The organism is Kitasatospora sp. NPDC059973 (assembly GCF_042737525.1).
Lineage (GTDB): Bacteria > Actinomycetota > Actinomycetes > Streptomycetales > Streptomycetaceae > Kitasatospora.
The window spans coordinates 14,752-26,910 of sequence record NZ_JBHWUI010000117.1; the positions used below are offsets into that span (position 1 = coordinate 14,752).

The following is a 12,159-nucleotide window of genomic DNA, read 5'->3' on the forward strand; positions in this document are numbered from 1 at the left end:
ATTGGTTGTCGGTGCCGATGGCGAACAGGCGGATCGTGCCGTTGACGTTCACGGAGGTGATCTGCTTGACGCTGTTGGCGCCCGGTACGGAATCGAAGGTGCCCCACACGTTGGTGGTGTAGGAGCCTTCGTTGGTCCAGGCCTTGTTGTCGCCGCCGACCGCGAATACCCGGCTGCCCGGACGGGAGGCCTTCACCTGCTGGACCCAGCCGGCGAGGTCGTCGGTGCGGGTGGTATAGGCGCCGGTGCGGGTTTCGGTGGCGGGGGTGCCGAGGCAGTTGCCTTGCCAGGAGCGGGAGGCGATGGCGGCGAGTTCGGTGGTGCCGTTCTTGTCGCGGAGGGTGGGTGCGCCGGCGTCGCCCTCGCAGAGGGTGGTGTCGTTGGTCGGGCTAATGACGTCGAGGCCAGTGGCGGCGATGGTTCCGGCGGTGAGTGTGGTGGTGTGGAGTTTGGCAGGCACCCATTCGCTCTTGGTGCGGCCGTACCCGGCGATGCGCAGAATCTCCCCCGTCGTGGGGGCTGAGGTCGCGACGGTCACCGGGGTGATGCCGTCGACGGGCGTGGCGAGGCGAGCCATGACGAGGTCGCGGTCGGTGCGGGGGACCAGTTCGACGATGTCGGTTTGCTTGCCAGCGCTGGTGTTGGCGAGGTCGGTGCGGCCGATGGTGGCGGTGGTCTTGTCCTTGGGCGCGCCGGCGGTGACGGTGGTGAGGTCGCTCGGGTTGTCGGTGAAGCAGCTGGCGGCGCTGAGAACCCAGTATCGGTTGACGAGGGTGCCGGAGCAGGCGCGCTTCCCGTCACCGATGTTCAGCTTGGCGGCGAAGGCGAGCGCTGGGTCGGTGGGCTGGCCGCCCGAGGGCGAGGTGCTGGACCCGGTGACCCGCAGTTCGAGCAGGACAGAATGGGAGTTGGCGTTTGCGCCTTCGCCCACGCCGACGAAGGTGTCGTGGGGGACATCGATGGGCTGGCTACTACCGTCGGTGGTCAGGCTGGCGTGCAGGTCGCGGCCGTAGGTCTGGAGCCGGAACGTGTCCGGGATGGTGACGGCGAGGTAGCCTGCGGCGCCAGGGGCGGCGAAGCACAGTCGGTGCAGGGTCAGGTTGATGCCGCGCGCCCAGACGGCGATCTGGTGGGGCGAATCACAGGGGACATAGGTGATGCCGCCGTCACCACGGACGAGCGTGGCGCCCGTCGCGGCTAGCACCTCGTCGGCGCCGGGGTAGGAGAAGCCCTCGGAGATGGTGGGTGCTCCGACGTTGGCGGCCGGGTCGGGAGCGGCGTGTGCGAAGGGAGCCGCGACCAGGAAGGTGATGGCGGTTGCCACCGCAGCGGGAAGCCATCGGCGTATGCGCGAAGCCATGGACTCGCTTTCGTTTGATGAGCTCGCAGTCCTCGAACCAGCGAGGGAACGACGGGCATGGGTGTACATGATGGAGGGCTGGGCCCTGGTCGGGCGTGAAGCCCGGTAGTCACGGGAATGGTAGTGGTCAGCTTGGGAGGCACTGCGCCTGACGCCCCATGAGCGGCACCCCTTGGGATTCGGGAGCCAGGACTTTGATTCGTATATCTCATCAAAAGTCGACTATGTCCCGTGCTATGTATGCGACGACGATGTTCTTCGGTTCCTTACCACGCTTCTGACTAGGGATCTGATGACTCACCGTTGCCCTGGTGTGGCTAGGCTCGCGTTTGCTCCGTGTCTGGGCGGGGCCAGGTAGAAATGGGGAACTTTCGTTGCCTTTTGACATATCGAAGACGACACGCGGTGGAGGGAGGTTCGTCGGCGCGCACGCGGTGAGTCGTTGGCTGCTGCCCCTGGTGCTGCTCGCCGGTTTGGTGTCGGCGACGCCGGTCGCCGCCGATGAACCGCCGCCGAGCGGCTTGGGTGCGACTGATCGCGGCAGGACTGTCGAGTTCTGGAAGGCCGGGGGACCGGCCGTCAAAGTGGCCGCAGAGGCGGCCTTGACGGGGTCGGACCAGGATGTGCGGCAGTTCCTGGACAGCGGCCGGGCCGCCGCCGAATACCAGGACGACAAGGAAGCGGCCCTGCAGATCATCGCCCAGGCGGGGCCGGGCCTGCGGAAGGCCGCCGAGGCGGCCGTCGCCGGGACGCCGCAGGACCTGGACGCCTTCGTCAAGGAGGGCTGGAAGACGCCGCTGCAGCAGGACGAGGCGGTGGAGGCCACGCGGATCACCGACGCCGGCGGGCCAGGGGTGAAGCAGGCGGGGGATGCGGCGCTGAACGGGTCGGTGGCGCAGCTCGAGGACTTTCTCAACCGTGTGCAGTTCCAGCAGCGCGACACCGATGATCTCGTGCGGGTCACTCAGATTGAGAGTGCCGGCGGTCCCGCTGTGAAGCAGGCAGCGTCGCTGGCGATGAATGGGACGGCTGAGGACGTCCGCGAGTTTCTGGCGGTAGGTCAGTACATCGCCCGTGCCAACGATCAGGAATTCGCGACGATCTCCCAGCTCACCGACGAGGTGAACGCCGCAGGCCTGCGGGCGGAGCAGGAGTCGGTGGCCTCCAAGGAGGCCAGTGAGCAGGCGGTGTCGGCGGCGCGGTTGGCCAAGGAGGCCGCCGCGGTTGCCGCCGCGGAGAGCAAGGCCGCGCAGAACGACGCGTCGCGTGCGGCGGAGGCGAACCGGCGTGCCGCCGAGGCGACCCTGCGTGCCGCCGATGCCGCGCGGGCGGCGGTCACCTCCTCACGTGCGGCGAACTCGGCGGCGCGGGCTGCGGCGTCGGCGGCCGCTGACGCTTCTGCCGCCGCCGCCAATGCGGCCCAGGCGACTGCCAAGGCCCTGAGCGCGGCCGCTGCGGGGGTGGTGGATGAGAACGCGATCAAGGGGGCGTTGTTCGCCGCTCAGCTGTCCGGTGCCGCCGCTAAGGCGGCTGACAAGGCTAGCCGTGCCGCCAGCGCGGTTGCCCAGATGGAGAAGACCGCGCAGGACATCAGTGCTGACGTGAACGCGGCGATCCTTTCTGCTAACGAGGCCGGCGGCTACGCGGTGCAGGCCGGCTTGTCCTCTGTGGAGACCACGGCGGCGGCCGGGGCGGCGCGCCGGTACTCCCAGGAGTCGACGCGGGCGGCCAAGGCGGCGGCGGCTCTGGCAGGCGAGGCGGGACTCGCCGCCGCTGCGGCGCGGGATGCCGCGAACTCGGCGGCTGCCCGAGCGAGCGCGGCGGCCGACGCTGCCTCGAAGGCCGGCTCCCACGCAGGCGATGCCGCGCAGGCCACCGAGCAGGCCAGGATCCACTCCGAGGCCGCCCAGGCGGCATCCGATGCGGCCACCTCGGCGGTGGAGAAGGCGAAGACGGTCTACGACCTCGCCCGCAAGACCGAGGCCGAGGAGGTCACCGCCCGCACTAACGCCGGACGCAACGAGGCCGAGGACCTCACCTCCGCCCACAGCGCGGCCCAGACGGAGTCCGCCAGAGTCCAGAGCGAGGCGAAGAAACTCGACGAGGACTTCACCCACCTCGCCACCCAGGCTGGGCAGCCCGGCACTGACCTCCAACAGGTGGTCACCACCGGCCGTAAGATGGCCGTCACCGCCATGAAGATCAGCGGACCGTGGAGCCGCGCGGCCGCTGAATACGCGCTCGCCGGTTCCGACAGTGCCATGGCCGACTACGCCCGCACGGGCTGGCAGAACGCCCAGCACCAGGACGAGGGCGACCAGGCCCGCAGCCTCGCAGCGGCCTCGCCCTACGAGGCCGTGCGCACCGCGGCGGCGGAAGCGTTCAAGGGCGACGCGGCACGCATCCACACCTTCTTGGAATCCGGCCAGTACGAGGCAGCGTCCACTGAGTACCTGATCGACGTGACACGCATCAGCCAGGCCGGCGGCCCCGGTGTCCGACAGGCCGGTGACGCCGCCATCAACGCGGGCGCTCCGAGGGCCCTGGTCGACTTCTTGACGGTCACCCAGTACCAGGCCCGGGAAACCGACGACCGCGTCGTCGCGGCCCGTCTCTCCCAGAACGGGGGCCCCGAGGTGAGGGCCGCGGCCGAAGCCGCGATCGTCAGCCCCCCCAACGCCCTGCGCGCCTTCATCGACAGCGGCCAGTACCGCGCGGAACGCCAGGACCAGCTCAACGCGGTCCACGCCGCACAGATACAGCAGGCGATCGCCGAAGCAACCGATGTCGCGGCCAGGGCTCACCAAAGCGCGGCTCAGGCCGCGCAAGCCTACGCCGTGGCCCGCAACGCGACCGCCGAAGCCAACGGCTACGCGCAGCAGGCGCAGAACGACGCCGACCAGGCCGCGGCATCCGCCCGGCAGGCCCAGGTCTCGGCACAGCAGGCCAAGCAGTCTGCCGACAAGGCGGCTACAGCCGCGAAGACCGCCAACAAGGCCCGGCAGCAGGCCGCCAGCAGCGCGAACTCCGCCGCCAGCTCCGCGACGACTGCGAGGGCGAGCGTCGCTGCCGCGTTCGACAGCGCCGGCAAGGCGTATGACGCGGCCACCGCGGCGCGCCAGTCCGCGGAGCGTGCGGGCAAGGACGCGCAGACGCTGACGGACATCTTCAACACCACACTCGGCCAGTACCGGAAGGAACGGGAGGAGTACCAGGCGCTCCTTGACCAGAATGCGTTCTTTGCGCGTTGGCACGCATACACGTACCAAAACCTCCCCCCGATCACGAAGGGGATCATCGCCTTCAACAGCCTCCCCCTGCGGCAGAAGGCGGAATTCGCGCTCGACCTTGCCCACACCGGCGCGGATATCTTCGGAGCGCTTCCGGTCGTCGGGACCCCGGTCAGCCTAGCCAACTGCGGCATGTACTTCATGGAAGGCCAGCTCGGCGGCGGCGCCGACAAGTACAAGGACGCCGCACTGGCGTGCGCCGGCACCATACCTCTAGGCGGACTGCCGGGGCTCGGAGCCAAGCTTGAGAAGTGGGGGGCCAAGTACGAGAAGCTCAGCACCGGACTGCAGAACCTCTGGACGAAGGCCGAGGGCGCCCCCCTCCCCTTCTGTCCCACGCGTACGCTGAACAGCTTCCCCGCCGGCACCCGAGTTCTCATGGGCGACGGCTCAACCCGCCCCATCGAGACCATTCGCACAGGCGATCAGGTGATGGCCACCGACCCGGTCTCCACGGTTACGGGACCGCAGAACGTCGAAGCAACCATCTTCACCCCCGACGACCGGGACTTCACAGACCTGACCGTCACCACCGCAGACGGCACCACGAGTGCCGTCACATCCACCGACCACCATCCTTTCTGGAGTGAGAACCAGCGCACTTGGCGGGCCGCCGCCGACCTCACCGCGGCGGACAGTCTCCGAACTGCTGAGGGGTTGCCACTCCAGATCTCTGCTGTCCGTCACTGGAAGAGCCTTCAGCCCGCCTACAACCTCACTGTTAGCACTTCCCACACCTACTACGTCCTTGCCGGCGGCATCCCGGTCCTTGTCCACAATGACGACAAGTACCTTTGCGTCGATGGGGACCACCTAGTCCTTGGAATCAATCCATTCTCGGACAGGCTGAAGGATACGCTCAAAGCGCGCACCTACAATGGCGGATCATACGGTGACCCCTACCCGAACGGAGACGGTCGGCCAATTTGGATGGTTGGTGTCGAGAACGCCCTGGGAAATCCGAATGTGAAAATCTCTGTGACGCTCGACGGCGTACCGGGGGCAGAGGACCCGGATCAGGCGCTGAAGATGCTAGTCGAACGTGGCAGGCCCCTGATCGGACCTAACTGGAAAGTCGCGGCAGCCAAGACTAACGGGACCTCCTGGGAGATGGCGGTGCTACGTCTCAAGGTCGTTCTGGGGAAGCGTAAATGGAACTCCATCGAGTGGTACTGGGGTGGTCGCAACGTCACGGAGAAGATGACTGTTCCAGACTGGGCGCAGGATTGACCGCTAAACCCTGCGTGCGTGTCTTGCAGTAGGTGGTCCAGGCGGGGTGCTTCTGCAGGTTTGGGAGCACCCCGCCCTGCTGATGAGGAACGCTGAGATGCCTGCGGGGACGACGCGAGCGCCTCTGTCGGGCGGGCATTGGGCCGACTTGCGCTCAGTGTCCCGGGAAGGAGTAAGCGAATACGCAAGCCGATCTCCCGTCGCATTGTGCGAGGCCCATCGGTCCGTCTGTGGCAATAGGAATCAAGGGTTTTCAGGGGGTATCCTCTGACTCCGGCCAGGCGGGCTGTGAATGAAGGGGGGATTTCTGAGTTTCTCTGTATTGCCTTGGGCCTTCAATCTTCCTGAATGTTTTCCCTCACCATTCGGACAGCCTCTTGGGGTGTTGCCGCAGTCCCGATCTCGGGGGTGTCATGGGGGAAAAGTCGAAGAATTCTAAAACCCCCTCGATTGGGAAATATTGAAGGAAGGTCCTGGGACCATGGCAGCTCGGCGGATCGACTGAACTGCAGCGACCCGTGGCTTACCAGCGGAAAGAGCGCCCTCAGCACCGGGTCTGCATATGCCGCTTCGACCAGCTCATTATCAATAAGGCCTCGACTCATTTGGCGCACTTCGCCCCATTGTTCCGCAACCGGATCGCCCCACGTTTCTGGGTAATCGGCGTGGTCGGGCGGGTAATTATCAGAATTTCTGGAATCGGTCACGGTAAGTAGGCCACCAACTTGCATGTAGGGAGGGGGTGGGACGTGAGGACGGATCTGTCTCGAGCTTAGTGGGTTGGGGCGGTCCCGCAGCATGTGCGGCCAGGGCGGTGGGCACCTTCGAGTCGGCGGGCGGATGCGGGCCGCTGGAGGCGCTCCATGGCCGGTAGTGCGAAGCGGGCGCGGCACCGCCGAATCGGCTGGAGGCCGATGTTCTCGGCCGAAGCGAGAGCTGAACGTGCCTCACATGACTGAATCTCTGATTCAGTGCTGACCTGCGAGGTCAGGTTGACAACCCCAGATCACGACCGATGAGTCGGGTGGAGGCCAGGTCTTCCGGTGTCGCTTCGCGCTCGCGCGTGCCATCGGCACCATCGCGTCGAGTGAGCGCTGGGTCTCCGCCTGGAGCCGGGTCTGGGTTCTCAGCCAGGCCGCGGGGAGCCTTTCGTCGTTCAGTATCTCCAGCAGGCTGCGCAATGCCTTGTGCGGATCGGCTGTGCCTTTTGTGGTGTTCCCGTGTCTCCTCCCCTGGTAGGGACTGATTCCCTGGGGGAGGCGGTGCACACGCGGACCCCCTTGCTCCGGGGAGCAGTTGGTCTGGGTGCGAAGCTGGGGTGGGGTGCGCGGGAGACCGGGAGGGGACGGGCTACGTGCGGCGGGTCGTTTCGGCCGGTTGTCCCGGACCCGGTGGCAGGGTGAGCGTGATCTCACGGGTGGGCGACGTGAGGGTCACGGTGGAGTCGCCGCGGCCGATGGCCCGGTCGAACTTCTTGATCTCCGCCCAGGTGAAGCCCTGGCGGCGGTAGCGGTTGCGCTGGCCGGGTTTCATGTTCCGAATATCGCGTTTGTCGACTGTGGTCATCCCGGGGTGCCATGCCGCGGCCGGGCCGCCGGTCATCTTGCTCATTTGCGACTTCATCGGTCCAGGGCGGTCGGGTCTGATCAGCGGGCGCTCGGCGCGCTCTCGCGGCGGCTGGAGACAAGGGTGCGCCAGCGGCCGCGAACGTCGTGTTCGCCGTCGAGCCAGCGTGCGGGTGAGGCGTGGTCGAGGGGGCGGCCGGCCATGAAGTGAGCGATGTCGACGTAGTAGGCGTAGTCGCGGCCGCGGGTGAGCTGGTCCGGGCGCAGGATCGCGGCCGCGAGGTCGGCCTCGCTGTCGAGGACGGCGTGGTGGAAGCAGAGCGCGAGGGCGAGGGTGGCCTGGGCGGTGCGCAGGCCAGCGGTGCGGATCTCGGCGTCGAGGACGTCGGCGCGGTCCTGGAGGCCGTTGCCGGGGGTGCCGGCGTCGCGGATGAGGGCGGCGATGCAGGTGGTGAGGGTGGTGGCGCGCAGGTCGAGGCCGGTGAGGAGTTGTTCGGCGAGGTCGAGGTGGTCGTCGGCCAGGGCAGGGTCGGGGTGCGACCACGGCGAGACGGCCAACCGGGCCGCCAAGGCGAGCAGGGCGTGGGCGCCATGATCAGAGTGGACGCCGAGAGATTGCAGGACCAGAAGCCCGCGTGGACGTTCGCCGCCAGGGGCGGCCCGTTGAGTCACCCCCTGCGGGCCGACGGAGCCACCGTTCACGAGTGCCTATCCCTGGCTCTGGTCTATCTGCGCAATGCTGGCGTGGAAGTGCCTCTCTTACTTTGGCCCCAAGATGCCGATCACGGATCGGCCCGTTGCGTGGGCCTTCGGGTGCCGGTCGCGCATCCGGCGATCTCACGCACGAGTTGAGCCAGCCTCGGCCCAGTCACGGTGGTGCCCCCGAATCGTCGTTACCTGGTCCAGGGCATCTCCGTCGACCCGGTGGGCCGGTACCAGGTGATGCCCCACTCCGTGCCCCAGTCCTTGCCGGTCCAGTCGTAGGAGGGTGTCCAGAGTGGTCGGACCGGTTGAGGTCCCCACTCTTCCGGGTCCGGGCGCACCAGCAACTCGTCCTCATGAGCGTAGCCGCCGGTGAGGACGGTCGCCACGAACTCCGCGAAGCCGCCGTCGAAGCGGTCGAGCTCACCGTCGTCGACGCCATCGAAGTCGCAGAAGACTGCCACCGGCCACTGTTCCGGGTCCGGGTCGGTGGTCAGCCAGCAGCAGTACACATGGTTGCTGTTCATGCCCCAGGGCAGCAGTCCGCCCGGGTCCGGGAACACGGGGGTGTGCTCCTGGTCCCAGAACTCGTCCTCGCCCTCGACCTGCTCCCGGAACTCGGTGTCGGTCTCGAAGCGCCACCCCGCCATGCCGCCCGGCGATCCGAACACGCGGGGACGCAGAACCGGCGACCGCACGCCCCACTCGCCGTTCAGGTTCACCGCGCCGTACAGGTCGATGAACGCCCGGTAGTCCGACGGCAGCTGGACCCCGAGCTCGGTCTGTGCCAGCTCCCATGGCACCCGCGCCGGGCTGTACGCCGGCTCGCCCATGATCGCCCGCAGCCGGTCCCATGCCTTGGTCATCGCCCGACCCTCTCCGTCCGTCAGCCTGTCAGAGGCTGCACTTTAGGCCACAGCTCCGACAAGCCAGTGACCCGACCGGAAGACCGCCGGCTGACGAGCCCCGCTCGATCGACGAGACCGTTCGCCGGGTCGAGTACAAGCAGCCGTGGGACGAGGTAACCGCCTGGTCCCGCCCGGCCCATGCACTCGCTGTTTGACACGCCAGCTCATGTGATGTCTGTCAGGTTCTTCTGTTCAACTGCTGAGCCTCGGGTCTTTGGCATGTGCGCTCGCGTCGCCACTACCCGTGGCACCAACTTCCCGTCGTCTGTGTATGGGGCTCGGCGGTAAGGTCGCGGGCATGTGGGAGGGAATGGACGCGGTTGACTGGGCGGCGCTGGGGCACAACTACGGGTCTGCCGAGGACGTGCCTGATCTCTTGCGTCGGTGTGCGGGGCCAGATCCGGACGATGCCGTCGACGCGGCGTTCGACCTGCTTAACCTGCTCTTCCACCAGGGCGGTTGGATCTGCTCAGCGGCACCTGCCGCGCTGCCTTCCCTCTTGCGGCTGGCCGCGAGTCCGGTCGTGCCGCTCCCGAGTCACCGCGTGGTGCTGGAGCTGGTGTCGAGGCTGGCGGCCGAGGCCGGTCGGGTAGCGGAGAGGTTCCTTGACCGTGGCTGGCGGTCGGCGTGGGAGCAGGCTCTTCCGGAGGTGCTCGTCCTGCTGACTGATCCCGCCTCGGAGATACGGCGGGACTCGGCTCACCTGCTCGGTGTCTGTGAGAGCCCCGGTGAAATCGTCCTGCCAGCACTTGTGCGGTGCTGGCAGGCGGAGGTCGATCCGGCGACCCGTCTCGACGTGGTCCTCGCGCTCGGCAAGGCGGTGGGACGGGAGCCGGCTGGACCGCGGGCCACTGAGGTCCTGGAGGTACTTCGTGGGCTGCTCGCCGCCCCGGAAGCGCAGACCCGCCTGGCGGCGGTGCACGCGCTCGCTCCGGCCGACCCGGATCTTCCAGTCCAACAGGTCGGCGTTCTGCTGGAAGCGGTCCGGGACCCGGGTGTCGAACTGTGGCGGCACACCAGCTCGGTCGAGGCCGACGTCCAGGGTGTCCACCACTGGACGGCGGCGCTGTTCACCGGGCCTTCTCCCGTCTTCACGCTCGGGCTGCTGGAGGATCATCCCGACGTCGACCAGCGGGTCGGCGCACTGGCCCAGGCGGGCGGGTTGCTGGCGCAGTGGCGTTCAGTGAGCACCGACCTCCTGCCTGTCCTCGCCGCGCGGCTGGACGATCCCGCCCCTGAGGTCCGGTTCCGGGCGGCCGAGCTGCTCGCCTGCCTCGGCCCGGCCGCGATGGACCATGCCGACGAGGTCGCCGTCCTGCTCGGAGACACCGCCTCGCGGGACACCCGTAAGCGGGAGACCGTCGCCGAGGCCGCCTTGTGGGCGCTGGCCCGGATGAACGATCCGCGCTGCGTGCCGGGCCTGATCGAGCTGATGGCAGACACACGGTCGGGCTTCGCCGCAGGGTCCGCTGGCTATCCAGTCACCGCCGGCCTGCACCATGTTGTCCTCCCCTCGATCCACGAGGTCCTGGGCCGCCTTCCGGACCACGCCGAGCTGCTCCTGCCAGCGATCGGCGAACAACTCGCTGTCGTCACGGACGATCGCATGCTCTACAGGCTCTGCGGGGTGCTCGCGCACTGGGGTCCTGCTGCGAAGGGAGCGGTGCCCCAGTTGCTCGGCCTCTTGGAGGACGACCGGACCTGGGCAGCCGCAGCGAACGCGCTGGCGGGAACCGGGGTGGCGGGGACCAGGGCACGCGACCTGCTGTTGGCCCGATCGAACAGCGGCGAAGCACGCGCGGCCTGGGCCTACTGGAAGGTCAGCGGCGAGCCTGGACCGGCCCTGGAAGCACTTGGACGCGCTGACTCCGAAGGGGGCATCACGCGTCCTTCCCTGCGCATGCTCGCTGACCTCGGCCCTCATGCCGCCCGCTACGCGGACCGGCTTCGGGCGCTGGCCTCCGACAACGACCCCTGGACCCGCGTCGAGGCCGCGCACGCGCTCTGGGCCACGACTGGCGATTTCGAGATCAGTGTCCCGGCCATGACGAGTGCCGTTCAGGAGTTGGCCAACGGAATCTATCTCCCGGTCATGCTCCCCGCCGTTCGTCACCTGGCCCAGGTCGGCCACGCTGCCCACCCCGCCGCGCAGCTCCTACGCGGCGTGCTGGCCCGTGATCAGCGGCTCCGCAGCGATGGCGGTTGGCGGGGTTTCACCCAGGACGAAGCCATCCGCGCCGCTCTCGAAGAACTGCTTGCCGCTTGTGGCTGACCGACCATAACCACCACCTGAAGCTCGACCCCGCCACATAGCCGGGCTTGCCCTGGCTGTCCTTGGAGCGGACCCTGCGCTACTGAAGCCTTTCAGGATTCCGAGGGCCGGAGCAGAAGGACGTTGTCGGCGAGCTCAGCGCATGACCAGGGCGACCTCGCGGGTGACGGGGTCCACGGCCGCCAGGATGTGGGCCTGCTCGTCGGTGGTGGTGAGGGTGTCGGACACGGGGGTACCTCCGTGGGGCTGGTCGGGACGGCCGGCGGTCCCGGCCTGGGTGGCGAGCTGCGGTGCTAGCCGGGCGAGGTCGTCCTCGCCGCTGGGCAGGCCGAGCGCGGTCAGGAGCAGGACCAGGTCCTCCTTGTCGCGGGCGCTGTGGGCGGTGCGCACGGCGGCGTCGGCGTCCTGCTGCGGCTCGGTGGGGGAAAGGTCGATGCCCTCCGTGGCGAGCAGAAGTTCTCATCGCTTGCTTGAGCCGGATGCGGTGAAGGTCGCACGTTCGGTGCTGAGGGGGCCGGGTCACGCAATGTGATCCTGCCAACCCGACCACACGCCGGAGCCCAGGGACTGGGCGCTGTCCCGAGATTCCGCTGTACGGGATCTTTGCGGCCCTTTCCCGCAATGCGGGTTCCTGACGGCCCTTTCTGCCCTTCTCCAATGCAGTAGGCGGCGGCGGTTAGCGTCCTCGACGAAGCAAAAGCTTCGGTGTCCGGCCCAGCGAGATTTCCCTGCTAGGAGCTGTTCAAGGTTCGGATCTTGCTGCGGTTCGATGGTGGGCTGGTGTCTCTGGTAGAACTCCGTGCTGTGGCGCGTTTTGACGTGACGGATGCCG

8 protein-coding genes are annotated in these 12,159 nt (G+C 67.9%); 2 read left to right on the plus strand and 6 right to left on the minus strand.

All coding sequences use genetic code 11. The features are described 5' to 3' along the window. Positions 1 to 1,324: trypsin-like serine protease (locus ACFWA9_RS27340; RefSeq protein WP_380390466.1), on the minus strand; the 1,324-nt coding region annotated here is incomplete at its 3' end. A gap of 494 nt (positions 1,325 to 1,818) precedes the next feature. Here ACFWA9_RS27340 and ACFWA9_RS27345 point away from each other — a divergent pair. Continuing rightward, positions 1,819 to 5,880 carry a polymorphic toxin type 27 domain-containing protein gene (locus ACFWA9_RS27345; protein WP_380390468.1) on the plus strand — a complete coding sequence of 1,354 codons (4,062 nt, stop codon included), beginning with the start codon at positions 1,819 to 1,821 and terminating at the stop codon, positions 5,878 to 5,880. A gap of 335 nt (positions 5,881 to 6,215) precedes the next feature. Here ACFWA9_RS27345 and ACFWA9_RS27350 read toward each other — a convergent pair whose 3' ends face one another. The 4 genes from ACFWA9_RS27350 to ACFWA9_RS27365 form a co-directional block, all read right to left on the minus strand. Then, positions 6,216 to 6,587: a DUF6193 family natural product biosynthesis protein gene (locus ACFWA9_RS27350; protein WP_380390470.1), complete on the minus strand. Its 372-nt coding sequence runs from the start codon at positions 6,585 to 6,587 to the stop codon at positions 6,216 to 6,218. 643 nt (positions 6,588 to 7,230) lie between these two features. After that, positions 7,231 to 7,491, minus strand: a complete 261-nt coding sequence (locus ACFWA9_RS27355) for a hypothetical protein (protein ID WP_380390472.1) — start codon at positions 7,489 to 7,491, stop codon at positions 7,231 to 7,233. Positions 7,492 to 7,526: 35 nt separating this feature from the next. After that, positions 7,527 to 8,015: a hypothetical protein gene (locus ACFWA9_RS27360; protein ID WP_380390474.1), complete on the minus strand. Its 489-nt coding sequence runs from the start codon at positions 8,013 to 8,015 to the stop codon at positions 7,527 to 7,529. A gap of 323 nt (positions 8,016 to 8,338) precedes the next feature. Beyond that, positions 8,339 to 9,013, minus strand: a complete 675-nt coding sequence (locus tag ACFWA9_RS27365) for an SMI1/KNR4 family protein (protein WP_380390476.1) — start codon at positions 9,011 to 9,013, stop codon at positions 8,339 to 8,341. A 340-nt stretch (positions 9,014 to 9,353) separates the two neighbouring features. Between ACFWA9_RS27365 and ACFWA9_RS27370 the strand changes: the two genes are divergently transcribed. Continuing rightward, positions 9,354 to 11,327 carry a hypothetical protein gene (locus ACFWA9_RS27370; RefSeq protein WP_380390478.1) on the plus strand — a complete coding sequence of 658 codons (1,974 nt, stop codon included), beginning with the start codon at positions 9,354 to 9,356 and terminating at the stop codon, positions 11,325 to 11,327. Between the two features lie 135 nt (positions 11,328 to 11,462). On the opposite strand, the gene ACFWA9_RS27375 is transcribed toward ACFWA9_RS27370, so the two are convergent. Further along, the gene (locus ACFWA9_RS27375) at positions 11,463 to 11,717 is read right to left on the minus strand and encodes a hypothetical protein (protein ID WP_380390480.1); all 255 of its coding nucleotides are present in this window, start codon (positions 11,715 to 11,717) and stop codon (positions 11,463 to 11,465) included. Positions 11,718 to 12,159: the final 442 nt, after the last annotated feature.